The organism is Paenibacillus sp. FSL E2-0177 (genome assembly GCF_037992975.1).
Taxonomy (GTDB): domain Bacteria; phylum Bacillota; class Bacilli; order Paenibacillales; family Paenibacillaceae; genus Paenibacillus_AQ; species Paenibacillus_AQ odorifer.
The window spans coordinates 5,316,067-5,333,269 of the sequence record NZ_CP150307.1 but is presented as its reverse complement, the minus strand read 5'-3'; the positions used below and the strand labels follow the sequence as shown (position 1 = coordinate 5,333,269).

Below are 17,203 nucleotides of genomic sequence, written 5' to 3'. Positions count from 1 at the left end.
TAATAGGAGTGCTGTATAACAGTAAAGCGTTGAATATAACAGTGGAGGTGAAGGGTTCATGCATATCGATTTGAATCGCAGCGGCAGTAAAACTCTGCCCCATCAAATCAGTGAAACCCTCAGTCAGCGGATCTCATCAGGACTGCTTCAGCAAGGTGTCCGGCTGCCCTCCGTTAGAAGTCTAGCTATAACATTGAACGTGAGTCAGGTTACAGTAAGCAAGGCTTACGATATGCTTGAGAAACGAGGACTTATATACTGCAGACAGGGCAAAGGCTGCTTTGTGGCCGATCCAACCCATAATAGACGTCAAGAAGAGGGTTGCTGGCAGGATTTATATGATGATTATTTGCCGAGGGCTCAGCTTTGGCGGAATTTTGATGTTTCAGAAGTGAAATATCCCTTTCATTTAGCCGCCATCCACAGTGAGCTGCTGCCACTTCAAGATATTGGTGACACCTACGCATCCTTGGTCAAAGAGCAACCGGAGCTTATGGCAACCTACGGGAATTTTCAGGGAGATCTTGAGCTGCGGAATGTCATGAGAGAACATTTGAAATCGCGTGGGATTTCGCTAACTTCTTCCGATTTGATGATAACCAGCGGGACCCAGCAAGGCATTGATCTGGTGGCTCGTACATTTGTTGGTCCTGGAGATACAGTCTATCTTGAGGCGCCTAGCTATACTGGTGCTATTGATGTTTTTGCGGGACGAGGTGCAGAGATGATTTTTGTGCCTACGGATAGTGAAGGGATGCGAGTGGATGTTCTTACAAAAATGTGTGATCAAAGACCTCCAAAGCTAATTTATACCATCCCTACTTTTCAAAATCCAAGCGGCGTAACTATGAGCATCACAAGAAGACAACGACTGCTGGAATTAGCGCGCAGCTACCGTTGCCTCATTGTTGAGGATGACCCATTTAGTGATTTATATTTCCATGCACCACCACCTAGGGCGATTAAATCAATGGATCCCGATGGACATGTAGTCTATATGAAAAGCTTTAGCAAAGTACTTGCACCTGGTTGCCGAATCGCCTGTGTGGCTGCAGAAGGAAATATTCTGTCCCGGCTGATCGCCGCTAAATCTGCGAGTGATCTAGGAAGTCCCTTGCTGACACAGAAGGCCGTATTACCCTTCATCGCTGAAAAATACGACGCCTACGCAGCACAGCTACGAATAACACTCCGTGGTCGTATGGAAAAGGCGGCGAAGCTTCTGAAGCTGTACGCGCCGCCTGGAGTGAACTATATTCTACCAGAGGGAGGACTTAATCTCTGGCTGGAGCTGCCCCCTTCTCCTGATATCGCAAGCCTGCATGACTTGGCGGAGCAGGAGAGCATTTCTTTTTTACCCGGTGATGTCTGTTACTCTGCGGAAACGCCTTCCCGCCACATCCGTCTTTGCTATTCGCAAATGAAGGAATCGGAAATGGAGGAAGGGTTACAGCGGTTTCTGCGCTTACTTGGCCGGTTTTTGCAATGACACGGTTATGGGGTGTTATTTGTTCTTTGTTTTAATTGATTCATTTGCTGGCGTACATGTTGCGGAAAAAGCTGCAATGGAACTTGATTGCCGCTTGCCGCTTGTAGCGTTTTATAAATATCGACCTGACCCCAGCCAAAGTATTTATCATGGCCGGAAGTTCCCAGATCAACAGCGTTTTTGGTCATAAGGTCCATAACTTCCTTATTCGTCAGATTAGGATTCAGTGAACGTACCAGACCCGCCAGCGCAGCGACATGGGGACTGGCCATCGACGTGCCGGATAAAGCGGCATACTGGCTGTCCGGATAGGTGCTTGCGATGCTTTCTCCGGGTGCAGCGACATCAATATAATCGCCGTAGTTGGAGAAGGAGGCTTTTTCCCCTGAAGCATTTGTAGCAGCCACTGCAATCACTTCGGGATAAGCTGCAGGGTATCCAGGCCGTTCTGTATTATCATTGCCTGCTGCAGACACAAGCACGATGTCCCGGTCATAGGCGTATTTAATCGCATCATGGAGGAACTGCGAGTCGGCATAATTCCCTAAACTTAAGTTAATAACCTTTGCGCCATTGTCAGCTGCCCATATGATACCTTCTGCTACGGAATAAGTCGTTCCGGCACCTGAGTTATCTAGCGCTTTTACAGGGAGGATCTTATTGTACCAGCTGATGCCAGCTACACCTTCCCCGTTGTTAACAAGTGCGCCAATGATTCCAGATACATGTGTACCGTGACCTACATCATCCTCGGGTGTGGAACCATTGGTAATGGCATTGTAACCAGTCAAAAGCTTACCTTGTAAATCAGGATGATTAATCTGTACTCCCGTATCGACTACGGCTACAACCACTTCTTTGCTGCCTTTGGAAAGATTCCAACCTAGCTCAGTTTCAATCGCCGGGAGGTTCCATTGGTAAGTGGAGAATAACATGTCGTTAGGCGTGACAGTTCCTTCAGCGTTTTTAGTGATGGTATCATTGGTTAAATACATATAGTGAGGTTCCGTATACTCGGGATGCCATTTGTTGGTGAAATAGGATTTCAGCTGATAATAGGTCATCTTCTCAGAGCGAAAGATATAGGCATATCCCAGCTTGCGTGGCTGCTTGCAGTCGATATCGGCGGTTATCGTCTGGAGCTGTCCCTGAGTCGGAGCATTTCCCTTAAAACGGACTACAATTTCATTCTCATAAAAATGGCTGGCATTTTCGTTATCATGGCCGGTCTTGACTGTAATGTCCTTTAAGTTATCGGTATGGACTGATTCCACATGGTATTTGCCTTCCTTAGGATACGGAATGAGACGCAGGTTCTTCAGCTGATGGTCTGCCACACGCCCAAGCACCTTTTGGTTAATAAGAGCAATAATCCCTACATTTTTCTGTTTGTTCCGCTGAGCGATAAAGTAATATTTTTCTTTACCGATTGTAAACGTTGGAGATTCATAGGATTGATGACCGTGGATTGCTGATTTTGCCGTATTGAGATATTTTAGAAGCTGTTTGTTCTCCTGTTCGGTTCCTTTTGGAAAAGACGACTTAAAGGTCTCAGTCTTTTGTGTGCGGAAATCGATCCACATCAGCATGGAGATAAACCCGTGGTCTTGCTGCAATCGATTCGCATACACTGATTTATCATGAATCGAAGACATCCCGTCTGTTTCAGACAGGAGTTTAGTTAAGTGTCTACTGACATCGACTCTATTCAGATGATCTGTCGCCTCCACATCCTGGCTTAAGGAGGTTTTCTTTAATGTTTTTTCCTGAGAGGGATTTGGAGGTGAATGCAAAGCTGAAGTTGGAGCCGGATTCTGAACAGCGACTTTTGCGGCATCTCTGGTCGTCCCATTAGTGGCAGGGCGCAGGGCAAAGGTAAGTAACCCAACTGTAAAAGCTGCTGTAACCAAACCTGCAACTGTTAGATTTTTTCGTGACATGATTTCCGCTCCTCTATGCAATGTAATGTCTATAGGTTTAGAAGAGAGCGTATCTTTTATGCATCTTAGAAAAGGATACCTTCCTAACGTTTTTTATGATAATATCAGAGAGAATAAGTATCTCGAATTGTCTTCTTGATTTTGTAAGAGATACCTCATTAGATGTTGTTCTTAATAATTGTTCAGAAGGTTAGACTTCTCTGTGTTCACATCCTGATATTGCAAGAATAAAGAGATACGTCTTTAGGGCGGTTTCTTTCAGAGGATTAACTTTATTGACTACAAGAGCAGGGAATAATAAGGAGGAGCAACCGCTATGTCAGCAGCCAATGTGCAGAAATTATGTGAATCGACGAGAGATAAACTTAAAGTGGTAATCGACAAAATGGAAGTATTTCTAAATGAGCATGCATTGCCTCAGCTTGTAGTTGAGGGAGATGAGGAAACTGTACAATTTTACCAAGGTTTTCTGTCCGATCTTCGTCACCTATTAGTGTTCTCGGAAATGTCATATGAGAAATTAGGCGTTGCGCTGCGTCGTGCGACATTCGATGAATCTTTTGCACAGAAAGCGCTTTATAATGTATATCACTATGGCGTGAACAACTTCTTTTATCCGAAAAATGAAAGCTATTCTGAAGATGGCCGTTACGCTTATACTGGTCAGGATGCAATCCGTTTCCGCAAAAAGCCAGTACGTCCCGCACGTGATATCATCCTAGAAATCACCAAAACGTATGAAGATCTTCGCGATGATCTCATTTATTATGAGAACGACTATTTGACTGAGAAACGTATGCAAAATCAGGTTTAACTTCTAAATAGTGATCTAAAGGGATCAGCACTTTGTCATTTTGTAATGACGATGAGCTGGTCCTTTTTTGCGTGGATTAAAAGCCCTGTCTCGATACATCAACTGGAAACCACACTGTCGAATAGCGGGTAAATGGAGCGGACATAATGAAGCCGAGGTGATAATTATGTCGAGTGAAAAACCACTAGTAAAATGTAGCGTGAGCAATTGTCATTATTGGGGCGAGCATAATTTATGCCGGGCTGAAGAAATTGTCATCGAGATCGATAAGCACGTAGGCAATGGTTATAAGGAAGAATATGCTGAAGAAATGACAAATGAAGGTCACCGCGATCATGCCAGTACATCATCTGCAACATGTTGTCTGACGTTTAAGCCGAACGCTTAGGAGGCCGCCAGAATGGACACAGAAAAGGATAATGAATCAAGCTCATCACGGGAACAATCCGGTCCGAGAAAAGTCATTCTTCGTCCGCGGAGAGTGGACTATCCTCGGCGGGACAGAGAGCATCGCGAAGAATACGCTGCTGAGGTAAATCCGGTTCCAATGCAGGTTCGGGATGCCCCGCGGATAGTGGAAGAACGCAAGGACAGTGAAGCGGAATATAGTGGAAGCCGGGTAATGGGGTATGTTGGACTGGGGATGGGGATCGCCTCATTGTTCATCTGGTCTTTTATTCTCGGACCCATCGCTGCCGTAGTTGGTTATTATTCCTATGTCAAAGAGCAAAAAACGCTTGGGGCATGGGCAATGGGCTTAGGGATTGTTGCGACACTAAGTTACTTCGTGATGATTCCCTTTGCGCGCTAAAAAGAACTGAATGGCTTTGATCTAAACAGGCTTTTAGACCTAAATATCAGGGTCTGAAGTCTGTTTTTTCATTCCAACATATAGCAATAATCTCAGATAAAATGTAAGATTAAGCCGTAATTCATCGAAATTTCAACGCGAAACCTTATATATGATTCGAGTAGGACAAAAAAGGAGTGCGCCAGCATGCAGATCAATCCCGCTGTAACCGACGGGTTAGGGCAACTTAAATGGATCAACCTTAAGGCTACAACCGAAAAAACTAGCTCCGCGAATGGAAATGAACGGTCAACGGGAGTTTCAGCTTCTGGATTTGCGACAATGCTTCAGGCAATGTCAACGAGTAGTGAAAGTTCAAGCTATTTGACTTCTCTCCCGGATGCAACTTCAGTCAGCAGCTTGTTATGGCAGCAGATAGGTGGGACAACAGAAACTTTCAATAACATAATTTCCGGGGAAATAACGGGTTCCACACCTACGAGCTATTATGATGATCTCATCCAGAAGGCGAGTGCTAAATATGGCGTGCCGATTGATCTGATCAAAGCAGTGATTGATACTGAATCTTCGTTTAATCCTAATGTGGTCTCTTCGGCAGGGGCTAAAGGTTTAATGCAGCTTATGGATGGCACCGCGAGCGGCTTAGGGGTTACTGATTCGTTCGATCCGGCGCAAAACATTGATGGCGGCGTACGTTATTTATCTTATCAACTGAAACGCTTTGGCGGAGAGGAAAAGATGGCACTTGCAGCGTACAACGCAGGGCCGGGACGGGTAACAGATCTGGGAGTAACCAATGATCAGGAATTATTGGAGAAACTTAGCCTGCTTCCAAAAGAGACACAGTCTTATATCTTTAAAATAGAACGCGCTCGCGCTCAATACGCGGTATAATAAAAAGGATCAAACGGGAAACACCGTTTGATCCTTTTTCGATAATAAGTTCACTCAACGAAGTAAAGGAGACATTTGACATATGCTTTACTGGGATTATGCCGCCGCTACACCGCCCTATGAAGAAGTGGTGCAGACGATGGAACAAATTATGAAGCTGCATTATGCGAACCCTTCCTCTTTGCACCGTGCGGGCAGTGAAGCGGGTAAGCTGATCAGACGGTCGCGTGAAGTATGCGCTGCTGCTTTATCTGTACAACCGCAAGAGATTCTATTTACTTCTGGTGCAACGGAAAGCAATAATTTGGCGATAAAAGGCGCTGCTCTGCAATATCAGACTAGAGGTCGCCATTTGGTAACTACAGAAATAGAGCATCCCTCTGTATATGAGAGTTTCCTGCAATTGCAGCGAATGGGCTGGGAGGTTACTTTTGTAGCACCCGATAGCACTGGCGTTGTTGATCCTGATCGCGTAGCTGCTGCTATCCGGCGCGACACAGTGCTTGTTAGTGTGATGCATGTCAATAACGAGATTGGAACGATACAACCGCTTAAAGAGATGGGAAAGCTGATTAAAGCTGTGAATCCGCGAACCTTATTTCATGTAGATGGTGTTCAGGGATATGGTAAGCTTGCAGTTGATTTAAAGGATTGGCAGGTGGATCTTTATAGCCTGTCTCCTCATAAGCTTCGAGGCCCACGTGGAGTGGGATTACTGTATATCAAAGAGGGAATTAAGCTATTCCCATTGCTTACAGGGGGCTCTCATGAAGAAGGACAACGCGCTGGAACTGAAAATGTACCTGCGATTGTCGCATCCTCCAAAGCTATCCGCATGAGTGGTGAGCAGCGCGAAACCTTCGTTGCCCAGTTGGTTCCACTCCGAGATCGATTATTACGCTTCTTGCGCACCGTTCCTGAATTTGTTATAAACAGCAGAGAGGATGGAGCTCCCCATATTGTGCATTTCTCTTACCCTGGCATGAAGGGAGAGGTATTCGCCCGCAAGCTAGAGGAACTGGGGATGGCTGTCTCCACCCGTTCGGCCTGCTCCTCACGACTGGCTGAGCCTAGTCGTGTATTATTGTCTATGGGTAAAGATGTCTCCAGTGCTTCAGGTGGGATTCGTATTAGCCTTGGCGACAGTCATACAGATGAGGATGTCGCTGCGCTTGAGCAAGCATTAACCACTGCGGTACAAGCTTTAAAGATTGCTGAAGGAGGAATGAAGTAACAAATGAGCATGATGAATAAGGAATCTGCAGAAGGCAGAGCCCATAGTATAGAATACGCTGATATGCTGCTCCTGCGTTTTGGAGAGTTTACTTTAAAGGGCAAAAATCGTACCCGATTTGAAAAAACCGTACTGCGTCATGTGAAGGAATTGATTAAGCCTTATCCAAACGTAGTTCTGAGCAAGGAATTCGGAAGAATTTACGTGGAATTGAACGGGGAATCTGCGATTGAATTGGTACAAGCACTGAAGAATGTATTTGGCATTGCTTCAGTTAGTCCAGTGAAGGTTTCTAAGTCAGAGCTTGAGGATATTGTAGCGGTCAGCCGTCAATTTTTGGAGATAATCGCGCCTGCTCCGGGCACCAGATTTAAGGTTAATGCTCGGCGGGTATGGAAAGAGTTCCCTTACGGCTCCATTGAGATGAATAAACTGATCGCGACACCACTATTGCAAGGATATCCTGGCCTCACCGTAGACGTTAAATCGCCTGAATTAGAGCTGAGGGTCGAAATTCGTCAGGGACATACTTATATTTTCTGTGAAAATATTGCCGGTGTAGGTGGATTTCCATTAGGCACTAACGGAAAAGCGATGTTATTGCTGTCCGGTGGCATTGATAGTCCCGTAGCAGGCTGGTCATCCATGCGGCGCGGACTTGAAGTGGAGTGCGTGCACTTCTACAGTTATCCTTATACAAGCGAGCTTGCTAGACAAAAAGTTGTGGATCTTGCGCGGGTATTGTCACGTTATGCGGGTGTAATCAAGCTGCATCTGGTACCCTTTACTGAAGTGCAGACTTCCTTTACCGGCATCGGCCAGGATAATCTGATTATTACACTGATGCGGCGGGCAATGCTGAGAATTACTACCCAGCTTGCTGAGCGCGAAGGTGCATTGGCGATTGTAACCGGGGATAGTCTGGGACAAGTCGCTAGCCAGACCTTGCCAAGCATGAACGTGATTGGCCGGGCGACAACCCTACCCCTTCTGCGTCCGCTGGTAATGATGGACAAAAGTGATATTGTGGACCTGTCGAAGAACATCGGTACCTATGATTTGTCTATCCTTCCTTATGAGGATTGCTGTACTTTATTTGTTCCAAAATCACCTACAACAAATCCGAATTTACGGATTGTGGATAAGATAGAGGCTACGCTTCCGGGATATTCTGAACTTCTGGAAGCGGCGATTGAAGCCACAGAGACCGTGTTAATCACTCCCTATGGAGATGAGAAGCCTAGTGATGTTGTAAGTGTCGAGGCTGGATTACAGGAAGAATGGTTCTAAAATAATAAACCAAAAAACTGCCTTGGAGCGTAGTGAAATCTACGTTCTGAGGCAGTTTTTTTGTGGTTTAGACGATTGTGCCCTCCTGAGGCTCTTCTGGTTTTGATTGGCGTTTCCAATGTCCCGCTGCCAAAATACCTATAATGATCACGATTATAAACAGATATTTGAGCAGCGGATGATGATTAAAAAATGGCGCAAGCTGATGTTCATCCGTAATCATACTTGAAGCAGTGAAACCTAAGACAGCAGAACCAATATAAATGATCCATGGATATTTGTTGATTAATTTAATAAAAAGGGTACTTCCCCACACAACGATGGGGACACTGATCAGCAGTCCTATGATAACCAGTGAGATATTATGCTTGGCAGCTCCGGCAATGGCGATCACATTATCAAGGCCCATGGCAGCATCAGCTAAAATGATTGTCCCTACAGCGGACCACAAGCTTTGACCTGCCTTGATATCTGTTGAAGTGTTCTCACTGGTTAACAGCTTATAGGCAATCAGAATGAGTAAAATCCCTCCGGCAAGCAGTAACCAGGGGATTTTCAACAGCCATACGACCAGAATCGTTGCGAAGATCCGCAACACTACAGCACCTGCTGTTCCAAATACGATAGCCTTCTTTTGCGTGTCTGACGGTAAATTACGCGCCGCAAGACCGATCACAATGGCATTATCTCCCGCCAAAATAAGATCTAGAAAAATAATGTTGAGCAGCGATAATATAAACTCCCAGATGGATGTATTCAAAGCGAAGTCACTCCCAAGTTTGTTAGATTGAGCTTCAAAATATGCTTAGTTTTGTATACGCAAAAAAAGGAGCCAACATGCGTTCACGCTCAAAAAAAGTTGGACAGGAAGCATAGCTTGTCATTTCCGAACATACAAGTAGTTACATGTGACTCGGGGAGGTAAGTGCGAATGGATTCATTATTGCTCCTTGGTGAAATATTGATGATTAATCTGGTGCTGAGCGGAGATAATGCAATGGTTATCGCAATGGCCAGCAAGGATCTTTCGGCGAAGCACCGAAAGACTGCAGTATGGTGGGGCTCAGCAGGCGCAGTTGTTCTGCGGTGTTTGCTTACTTTTGTTGCGGTATTGCTATTAAAAATCCCTTATATTCAGGCTGGAGGGGGAATGCTGCTGCTATGGATAGCGTTCAAGCTGCTTTTGGAGGAAGAGGAGGATCTCAGAGTAAGGGAATCATCCTCAGTCTGGAAAGCAATCCGAACGATTCTTGTAGCAGACTTCATTATGAGCCTGGATAATGTACTAGCCATTGCAGGAGTAGCTAAAGGAGATTTGGCTTTAATTGTCATCGGGATTGCCCTTAGCATTCCGATAGTAGTGTGGGGAAGCGGCATTATTGTAGGCTGGCTGCACCGGTTTCCAGTGCTCGTATTTATCGGTGCTTATATATTGGCGTTTACAGCAGGGGATATGTTGCTTCAGGATGCAAAATTAGGGACGATGCTCTCCTTTTTGTTCCCTTCCTCACATTCCTATTTGCCCATTGCCTTAGGAATATTAGTTGTCGTTACGGGAGCAATAAAACGCAGAAAAACATCTGCAGGTTAATAAATTGCAATAAAAGGCAATACTAAACGGACATCTCCATAAAATGGAATTGTCCGTTTTTTTTGCGTGATCAGAAGCGCTTATCGACACTGATTAATCACAGGGAGTGATGGCATTTTGTGTATGTTTCGGATAATATATGAGTAAGAATCCTGTCGCTTTCAGGCTATAAGGTGACGAGGAAATGAGGTAGACGTGAAATTGAAGGGATGGGTGAAGGATGTCTTCAAAGAAAGATATACAGCTAGGAATTTTTATTGTTGCTGCTGGCATCGTGATTTTATTAGGTAAGCTGGGCGTCTTCGGATTTTTGGGGCGCGCGCTTTGGCCTCTAGTGATTTTAATTCCAGGAATAGTACTACACATGTTATTTTTCAGCCGTCGTGCTTCGGCCTCGGTATTGGTTCCTGCCGGGATATTAACGGTGTATGGTTTGTTGTTTGGCCTCTGCAATATTTGGGGATGGGGGCTTATGAGAAACTTATGGCCTGTGCTGTTGCTTGGTCTTGCCGTGGGCTTGTATGAATACTCCATCTATGAACCTAGACGGACGGGTGGCCTGTCAGCAATTGCTGTAACATTAGGCTTACTAAGCCTTGCGCTTTGTATTTTCAGCCTTATGGGCACCGGCGCGATATACCTGATCGGGATTGTATTAATAGCTGTAGGAATTTGGCTGATTACCGGTCGAGGCAGAGCACGTGGCCGGAATAGATGGTATCGAAGCTAATTGCTGTAGGATCTTGTGAAAAAAAACGGAAATTGGTAACTGTTTTTTCATAAAAAGACTTGCTTTTCATGGTACTTTCACTATAATATTAATGTTATGTTGAAGCGTCGGCTTTCTGCCTGGCGCTTCTTTTGTGAGACTGCCGTGACATGCTATGAATTTTAACAGTTTTAATTTGATAAATGAGAGGATTTGGATACAAATCATGCATTCAAGAAAAGATATTCGCAACATTGCGATCATTGCCCACGTTGACCATGGCAAAACAACACTCGTCGATCAGCTCCTTCAACAATCGGGGATCTTCAGCGCCCATGAGCACTTGCAAGAACGTGCTATGGACTCTAATGATATCGAACGGGAACGTGGAATTACAATCCTAGCTAAAAATACAGCAATTACTTATAAAGAGTTTTTGATCAACATTGTGGATACACCTGGACATGCTGACTTTGGTGGCGAAGTAGAACGGATCATGAAAATGGTTGACGGTGTATTGCTGGTTGTTGATGCTTATGAAGGCTGCATGCCGCAAACGAAATTCGTTCTGCGTAAAGCATTGGAACAAAAACTTACACCGATCGTTGTCGTGAACAAGATTGACCGTCCAGCTGCTCGTCCTAAGGAAGTTATTGATGAAGTGCTCGATTTGTTCATCGAACTTGAAGCAAATGACGAACAATTGGAATTCCCGGTTGTTTATGCATCTGCTCTTAATGGTACATCAAGCATGGTTCCTGAGAAACAAGATGAAACGATGCTTTCGCTCTACGAAACCATTGTTGAACATATTCCTGCTCCAACCGAAAGTGTTGAAGAACCGCTTCAATTCCTCGTAACGTTGATGGATTATAACGAATACTTGGGTCGTATTGCGATTGGACGTGTTAACCGCGGTGTGATCAAACAAGGTCAATCTGTAACAGTTATTATGCGTGATGGTAAGAGCAAAACTGCACGTATCGAGAAATTGTTCGGCTTCCAAGGTTTGAAACGTATTGAAACAGAGCAAGCGGGCGCAGGGGATATCGTTGCTATTGCAGGGATCAAGGACATCAACATTGGTGAGACCATTGCTGATCCTGCAAACCCTGAAGCACTTCCGGTTCTGAAGATTGACGAGCCAACCATGCAAATGACATTCCTAGTGAATAACAGTCCTTTTGCTGGTAAAGAAGGTAAATGGGTAACTTCCCGTAAACTACGTGAGCGTCTATTTAAAGAACTTGAAACAGACGTGAGTTTGCGTGTGGAAGAAACTGATAGTCCTGATGCATTTATCGTTTCTGGACGCGGTGAGCTTCACCTTGGAATTCTGATCGAGAATATGCGTCGTGAAGGTTATGAAATGCAAGTTTCTAAACCACAAGTAATCATTAAAGAAATCGACGGTGTCAAAATGGAGCCGCTTGAGCGTCTAATGATTGATATTCCAGAAGAGAGCATGGGCTCTGTTATGGAGAGTCTGGGTACTCGTAAAGCCGAAATGGTCAATATGATTAACAACGGTACGGGTCAAGTACGTCTGGAGTTCCTGATTCCTGCACGTGGATTGATTGGTTACAACACTTACTTCTTGACTTTGACACGCGGTTACGGCGTTATGAACCATGCTTTTGACAGCTACGCTCCACTGGTTGCTGGTCAAGTTGGCGGACGTCATCAAGGTGTGCTTGTAGCAAGTGAGACTGGATCAACAACTCAATATGGAATCGTGGGTGTTGAGGATCGTGGTATTCTCTTCTTGGATGCAGGTACAGAAATTTATGAAGGTATGATCGTAGGCGAGCATACCCGTGATAACGATATTATCGTTAACATCTGTAAGGAAAAAGCACTTACCAACATGCGTACCTCAGGCAAAGATGATACTGTAAAAATGAAGACACCACGCACCTTCTCTTTGGAAGGCGCACTTGAATATTTGAACGATGATGAATATTGTGAAATTACACCTAAATCCATTCGTTTGCGTAAAAAGATTCTGAACAAAGGCGAACGCGAACGTGTAGAGAAACAACGTAAAACAGCACAAGCCAACGCGTAAACACATGCTTATGAATAAGACCGCCGGATTATTGCATCCGGCGGCTTTTTTTAATATAAGAAACAAAAAATTCCCCTACTGATGATATAATGTAAACGTATCTTAAATTTGGGAGGAGTGCGGTTATCTATGCAGGTGTGGTTCGCTGAGCATCCAATCGTCGCTTATATTGTTATCTTTATATTGCTTACTTTTGTTTATAATCAAGTCTTTCGTGTGAATCAAAAGTTATCGATTGGCAAGGAAATCATGCTCTACATAATGATGGCGGTTGGCTCTGGCATGCTCCTCATTTTCCAACATGATAAGCTTCCGATTATCCAGTGTCTGTTGGTTGCTGTCGGATTAATGCTGATGGTACGGATACGTTATATAGTAGAAGCTCGACAGAAGAGAAAGGCTGCGGCAGCAGCGAAGAGATCGTAATCGCAACTTTTGTACCTTAAGGATCGTCTAATTAATGTAGCAATTCTAATTCTAAATGAAATGAAAAGGACTTTATTCTATTATGAGTACAAGAAACAGCGGTTTACCTCCAAGAGCAAACGGGCAACAACCTACTAATAGAAAACAGCCTGTGAAGGGTGCTTCTAAGAAAAAAACGAAAAAGAAAGTGAAAAAGAGAGGTTTTTTTGGCAGATTAGTTAGAGTATTGTTAACTTTGCTAATTATTGCGATCCTCGGCGTGCTGGGTTATGGCGGTTATCTGTATTGGAAGCTTGAGCATGGCGTATTTAATGCAGGGGTTGAGGGTACGGTTGCTCCAGGGCATTCCGCTTCAGAAAAACCACTGACAATGCTTATACTGGGAACGGATAACAGACCTAAACACGAGTCTTATTTGACTGACGTAATCATGGTTGCAGCACTTAATCCTAAGACTAAATCAGCGACTATTGTTTCGCTTCCTCGTGATACCTACGTGGAGCTAAGTGGCTATAAGAAGACGAAAATTAATGAATTTTATGCTCGCTTCAAGGGTAAGGAGAAATCCTCTGGTCTACTGGCTGAAGATGAGATGAAGACGATGATGGGTAAGTATTTGGATATTGATGTAGATTATACAACGATTCTTGATTTTCAGGGCTTCCGTGATGTAGTGGACGAGCTTGGGGGAGTCGAAGTAAATATTAGTGAAAATATGTGTTATACAGACACTGTGGATGGCACGAATATCAATCTGAAAAAGGGTCCGGCAGAGCTGGATGGAAAAAATGCACTGGACTATGTGAGGTATCGTAAATCCAATTGCAAGCCTAAGACCAACGCATCAGATGATTTTGATCGCAACAAACGCCAGAACGAAGTTCTGAACAGTCTGGTGGATCAGATGCAATCGCTTGGTGGCGTATTAAAAATCGGCAAGGTGCTTGATGCAGTGGACAGTAACATGAAGACAGATATCGAAAATTCGCAAATCAAAGATATGATTGCGACGTATTGGAAGATTTCCAAAGAGAATATCGAATTCAAGCCGGTTACTGGAACGTGGCGAAGTCCATATGTATATATTAATGATGAGGAGTTTGAGGCCGCTAAGAAAAGCTTGCAGGATCGGATTGCAGGAATTTCCATTGGAGCTGATTCGACAGCTGCTGAGACGCCTTGAGGACCTTAATATCTTCCATAGCTAAAATTGAATGCAAGTTTCAGCCTGTGCTATAATATAATAAATCGAATGAATTAACGTCGCATAGGGGGCCAGTACTTATGTCCGAAGCCGTTGCTCAGCTGAATGAAACTTTGCTATCGATGCTGCAATCGGAAACCTTTGTTCTTCTAAACACAGTTGATGCGGAGACAGGCGGTCCTACATCCACAGCTATTTCGTGGCTTTATGCTGTTAGTCCTAGTACTGTGCGTTTGGCTATTGATCATCGTTCAAGACTTGTGAATAATATGAAGGTTAATCCATTAATAACTATAACTGTGTTTGGTGAAGGAACTGTCTATGCCATTAACGGTAGTGCTGCTGTAAGGCAGGACCCGCTAGAAGATGTTCCTTTTAAGATGTGCTGTTTTGATGTTGAAATTCAAGCGGTCCGCAACGCGCTTTTTTACGGCGCGCAGCTGGACTCCGCCCCAAGATATGCGAAAGTTTATGATGGACGTGCCGCTGAGAAGTTGGACGGACAAGTATTTGCTGCCATGAAAAAAGCCTAGTGAAAATATCACTGGGCTTTTTTTGAACTCAAAGAACATCTTTTGTTCTTAATCTCTACTGTGCATTTTTTTGCGGCTTGGTATCCTCTGGCAGCTGTGGCATGATTCGTCCGATAATATCGGCCAGCTCGGATGAGAATCCGGATATCGGATGTCCCTTGGAGATATGGCGGCTCATTTCCGCTAATCTGCTGGAGAGATCCATATCCGCAGTGACAAGCGCCCGTACACTTCTTGGGTCTTTGCGGATGGCTTCCGCTACAGAATATTTGATGCTTCCTACACGTGAACGGCCCAGAGAACCTTCTACATCAAGACCAACTATGGCAACTTTGTTCATGACTACACAGTGTGCGCCATTTACACCGGGAACTCTTTTGGCCAACTGTTCAAAATGATCCTTAAGTGCAATTTCACTTTCTCCATTAACATTGACGGCTTGACCAGCTTTTGAGGTGGCTTTAGGATTAGTCGCACCATCATTGGACAATTGCCGAACCTCATGGTTCCCCGTACCCTTTACAGCATTCGCAGATTGTTTATTCTGAGGAGAGGGTGATGTCTTTTTATTAGCGATACCGCAGCTTGTCAGTAGCAGCAGTACCAGCAACAGACATATTGATTTTCTCATATGTGATTACTCCTTTCAGCCAAAGAATCGTTTCTGTACCATATCTTTTCCCTTGGCGGAAAGAGTTATGTATGATCAATCAAACCAGGCGCTGTGGAGGGGATAATATGAACAAGATATTTGTGCTAGATACCAACGTGCTTTTGCACGACCCCAATTCAATTTTCTCTTTCAAGGAGCATGAGGTGGTTATTCCGGCTGTTGTGCTGGAAGAAATCGACTCCAAGAAGCGCAATGCTGACGAAATCGGTCGGAATGCCCGTACGGTATCCCGATTGCTTGATGGACTCCGGGAACTAGGTCATTTGCATAGTGGTGTGGAACTGGAGCATGGAGGCAAGCTGAAGGTAGAACTTAACCATCGCAGTTTTGTGAAGGTACAGGAAATGTTTGGCGAGGTGTCTAACGACAATCGGATTTTGGCTGTTGCTCTCAATTATTTGAATGAAGAGAATGAGAAGCCCGATCCGCGTCCCGTTGTGCTTGTGAGCAAGGATGTACTGGTTCGTATTAAAGCGGATGTACTGGGAATTACGCCAGAGGATTATTTGTCAGATCGTACTGGAGACTTAAATGAACTATACACTGGTTACCAATCTCTGCAGGTTCATCCCGCATTGATTGATGAATATTACAGTCACCGCTCTCTGACGGTAAAACAGCTTGCGTTGTCGTATCCGTTGTACCCTCATGAATTTGTGATTCTCAAGGATGAGATTGGCACTGGCAAATCAGCTCTTCTCAAAGTGAATAGTGATGCCACACGTCTGGAGCCACTCTATCTGGGCAATGATTCGGTTTGGGGGATTAGCGCCCGTAATGCTCAACAACGAATGGCACTGGAGCTGCTGCTAAATGATGAAATCCCACTCGTAACGATCACGGGTAAGGCTGGGACAGGGAAGACGTTATTGGCGCTTGCAGCCGGACTATTCAAAGTGGAGGATGAACATAAATACAAAAAATTGCTTATCGCCCGTCCGGTCGTTCCTATGGGTAAAGACATTGGGTATTTGCCCGGTGAGAAGGATGAGAAGCTTAGACCCTGGATGCAGCCTATTTATGATAATCTGGAATTCCTGTTCGATACCAAAAAAGCTGGCGATATCGATAAAATCTTAATGGGGTTAGGAAGTATACAGGTAGAAGCCTTAACCTATATTCGCGGCCGTTCAATCCCATCGCAGTTCATTATTATTGATGAGGCGCAGAACCTTTCCCGTCATGAGGTGAAGACCATTGTCTCCAGAGCGGGAGAAGGAAGTAAAGTCATTCTAATGGGCGATCCGGAGCAAATCGATCATCCATATCTGGATGCTGCGAGCAACGGACTGAGCTATATCGTCGAGAAGTTTAAGCAGCAAGGGATTAGCGGACATATTACTTTGGAAAAAGGTGAGCGTTCCCGCTTGGCGCAATTGGCCGCGGATCTACTCTAACCGTTCATCAATCCTATTTTCAGCCGGGAGAAGCAAACACTCCCGGCTTTTTCCTGCCCGCCCGGAAACGGCAGAGGAATTTAAAGTTGGTTGTGGTGATTAGAGCCATGGAAAGAAAGTTTGGAACTGT

At 44.6% G+C, this 17,203-nt stretch carries 17 protein-coding genes; 14 read left to right on the top strand and 3 right to left on the bottom strand.

Annotated elements, in window-relative coordinates:
* Positions 1-58 precede the first annotated feature (58 nt).
* A complete protein-coding gene (locus tag MHI25_RS23870; protein ID WP_248549389.1) occupies positions 59-1,489 on the top strand; it encodes a PLP-dependent aminotransferase family protein in 1,431 nt (476 codons plus the stop codon).
* Between the two features lie 5 nt (positions 1,490-1,494).
* Here MHI25_RS23870 and MHI25_RS23865 read toward each other — a convergent pair whose 3' ends face one another.
* On the bottom strand, positions 1,495-3,429 hold the full coding sequence (locus MHI25_RS23865) for a S8 family peptidase (RefSeq protein ID WP_280753443.1): 1,935 nt from the start codon (positions 3,427-3,429) through the stop codon (positions 1,495-1,497).
* Positions 3,430-3,745: 316 nt separating this feature from the next.
* On the opposite strand from MHI25_RS23865, the gene MHI25_RS23860 reads away from it, so the two are divergent.
* The 6 genes from MHI25_RS23860 to thiI all read left to right on the top strand — a co-directional run bounded on the left by MHI25_RS23860 (position 3,746) and on the right by thiI (position 8,472).
* Positions 3,746-4,243, top strand: coding sequence for a YpuI family protein (locus MHI25_RS23860; protein WP_036683764.1), 498 nt, complete (start codon positions 3,746-3,748; stop codon positions 4,241-4,243).
* A 166-nt stretch (positions 4,244-4,409) separates the two neighbouring features.
* Positions 4,410-4,631: a DUF1540 domain-containing protein gene (locus MHI25_RS23855; RefSeq protein ID WP_036683762.1), complete on the top strand. Its 222-nt coding sequence runs from the start codon at positions 4,410-4,412 to the stop codon at positions 4,629-4,631.
* A 12-nt stretch (positions 4,632-4,643) separates the two neighbouring features.
* Positions 4,644-5,054 (top strand): hypothetical protein, encoded by a 411-nt coding sequence (locus MHI25_RS23850; protein ID WP_038572882.1) that lies wholly within the window; start codon positions 4,644-4,646, stop codon positions 5,052-5,054.
* A gap of 186 nt (positions 5,055-5,240) precedes the next feature.
* Entirely contained in the window at positions 5,241-5,948 is a 708-nt protein-coding gene (locus tag MHI25_RS23845) for a lytic transglycosylase domain-containing protein (RefSeq protein WP_340394487.1), read from the top strand.
* A gap of 82 nt (positions 5,949-6,030) precedes the next feature.
* Positions 6,031-7,182 carry a cysteine desulfurase family protein gene (locus MHI25_RS23840; RefSeq protein ID WP_076304288.1) on the top strand — a complete coding sequence of 384 codons (1,152 nt, stop codon included), beginning with the start codon at positions 6,031-6,033 and terminating at the stop codon, positions 7,180-7,182.
* A gap of 9 nt (positions 7,183-7,191) precedes the next feature.
* Positions 7,192-8,472, top strand: coding sequence for a tRNA uracil 4-sulfurtransferase ThiI (gene thiI / locus MHI25_RS23835; RefSeq protein WP_232061544.1), 1,281 nt, complete (start codon positions 7,192-7,194; stop codon positions 8,470-8,472).
* Between the two features lie 67 nt (positions 8,473-8,539).
* Here the strand turns inward: thiI and MHI25_RS23830 are convergent, their stop codons facing one another.
* Positions 8,540-9,232 carry a TerC family protein gene (locus MHI25_RS23830; RefSeq protein ID WP_076141834.1) on the bottom strand — a complete coding sequence of 231 codons (693 nt, stop codon included), beginning with the start codon at positions 9,230-9,232 and terminating at the stop codon, positions 8,540-8,542.
* Positions 9,233-9,403: 171 nt separating this feature from the next.
* On the opposite strand from MHI25_RS23830, the gene MHI25_RS23825 reads away from it, so the two are divergent.
* From MHI25_RS23825 to MHI25_RS23800, 6 genes are all read left to right on the top strand, one after another.
* Entirely contained in the window at positions 9,404-10,063 is a 660-nt protein-coding gene (locus tag MHI25_RS23825; RefSeq protein WP_076136549.1) for a TerC family protein, read from the top strand.
* A 220-nt stretch (positions 10,064-10,283) separates the two neighbouring features.
* The gene (locus MHI25_RS23820; protein WP_076129027.1) at positions 10,284-10,793 is read left to right on the top strand and encodes a hypothetical protein; all 510 of its coding nucleotides are present in this window, start codon (positions 10,284-10,286) and stop codon (positions 10,791-10,793) included.
* 205 nt (positions 10,794-10,998) lie between these two features.
* Positions 10,999-12,840 (top strand): translational GTPase TypA, encoded by a 1,842-nt coding sequence (gene typA, locus MHI25_RS23815; RefSeq protein ID WP_076129029.1) that lies wholly within the window; start codon positions 10,999-11,001, stop codon positions 12,838-12,840.
* Positions 12,841-12,969: 129 nt separating this feature from the next.
* Positions 12,970-13,266 (top strand): YlaH-like family protein, encoded by a 297-nt coding sequence (locus tag MHI25_RS23810; RefSeq protein ID WP_076179286.1) that lies wholly within the window; start codon positions 12,970-12,972, stop codon positions 13,264-13,266.
* A gap of 82 nt (positions 13,267-13,348) precedes the next feature.
* Positions 13,349-14,449, top strand: a complete 1,101-nt coding sequence (locus MHI25_RS23805; RefSeq protein ID WP_340394486.1) for an LCP family protein — start codon at positions 13,349-13,351, stop codon at positions 14,447-14,449.
* A 101-nt stretch (positions 14,450-14,550) separates the two neighbouring features.
* Positions 14,551-15,003 carry a pyridoxamine 5'-phosphate oxidase family protein gene (locus MHI25_RS23800; RefSeq protein ID WP_076129033.1) on the top strand — a complete coding sequence of 151 codons (453 nt, stop codon included), beginning with the start codon at positions 14,551-14,553 and terminating at the stop codon, positions 15,001-15,003.
* A gap of 55 nt (positions 15,004-15,058) precedes the next feature.
* On the opposite strand, the gene MHI25_RS23795 is transcribed toward MHI25_RS23800, so the two are convergent.
* Positions 15,059-15,634, bottom strand: coding sequence for a YhcN/YlaJ family sporulation lipoprotein (locus MHI25_RS23795; RefSeq protein ID WP_076129034.1), 576 nt, complete (start codon positions 15,632-15,634; stop codon positions 15,059-15,061).
* Between the two features lie 107 nt (positions 15,635-15,741).
* On the opposite strand from MHI25_RS23795, the gene MHI25_RS23790 reads away from it, so the two are divergent.
* The gene (locus MHI25_RS23790) at positions 15,742-17,073 is read left to right on the top strand and encodes a PhoH family protein (RefSeq protein WP_036683710.1); all 1,332 of its coding nucleotides are present in this window, start codon (positions 15,742-15,744) and stop codon (positions 17,071-17,073) included.
* The last annotated feature ends 130 nt before the right edge of the window (positions 17,074-17,203 follow it).

Coding starts and splice junctions, on each gene's coding strand:
- MHI25_RS23870 (WP_248549389.1), top strand. CDS start 59: ATGCATATCGATTTGAATCGCAGCGGCAGTAAAACTCTGCCCCATCAA.
- MHI25_RS23865 (WP_280753443.1), bottom strand. CDS start 3,429: ATGTCACGAAAAAATCTAACAGTTGCAGGTTTGGTTACAGCAGCTTTT.
- MHI25_RS23860 (WP_036683764.1), top strand. CDS start 3,746: ATGTCAGCAGCCAATGTGCAGAAATTATGTGAATCGACGAGAGATAAA.
- MHI25_RS23855 (WP_036683762.1), top strand. CDS start 4,410: ATGTCGAGTGAAAAACCACTAGTAAAATGTAGCGTGAGCAATTGTCAT.
- MHI25_RS23850 (WP_038572882.1), top strand. CDS start 4,644: ATGGACACAGAAAAGGATAATGAATCAAGCTCATCACGGGAACAATCC.
- MHI25_RS23845 (WP_340394487.1), top strand. CDS start 5,241: ATGCAGATCAATCCCGCTGTAACCGACGGGTTAGGGCAACTTAAATGG.
- MHI25_RS23840 (WP_076304288.1), top strand. CDS start 6,031: ATGCTTTACTGGGATTATGCCGCCGCTACACCGCCCTATGAAGAAGTG.
- thiI (WP_232061544.1), top strand. CDS start 7,192: ATGATGAATAAGGAATCTGCAGAAGGCAGAGCCCATAGTATAGAATAC.
- MHI25_RS23825 (WP_076136549.1), top strand. CDS start 9,404: ATGGATTCATTATTGCTCCTTGGTGAAATATTGATGATTAATCTGGTG.
- MHI25_RS23820 (WP_076129027.1), top strand. CDS start 10,284: ATGTCTTCAAAGAAAGATATACAGCTAGGAATTTTTATTGTTGCTGCT.
- typA (WP_076129029.1), top strand. CDS start 10,999: ATGCATTCAAGAAAAGATATTCGCAACATTGCGATCATTGCCCACGTT.
- MHI25_RS23810 (WP_076179286.1), top strand. CDS start 12,970: ATGCAGGTGTGGTTCGCTGAGCATCCAATCGTCGCTTATATTGTTATC.
- MHI25_RS23805 (WP_340394486.1), top strand. CDS start 13,349: ATGAGTACAAGAAACAGCGGTTTACCTCCAAGAGCAAACGGGCAACAA.
- MHI25_RS23800 (WP_076129033.1), top strand. CDS start 14,551: ATGTCCGAAGCCGTTGCTCAGCTGAATGAAACTTTGCTATCGATGCTG.
- MHI25_RS23795 (WP_076129034.1), bottom strand. CDS start 15,634: ATGAGAAAATCAATATGTCTGTTGCTGGTACTGCTGCTACTGACAAGC.
- MHI25_RS23790 (WP_036683710.1), top strand. CDS start 15,742: ATGAACAAGATATTTGTGCTAGATACCAACGTGCTTTTGCACGACCCC.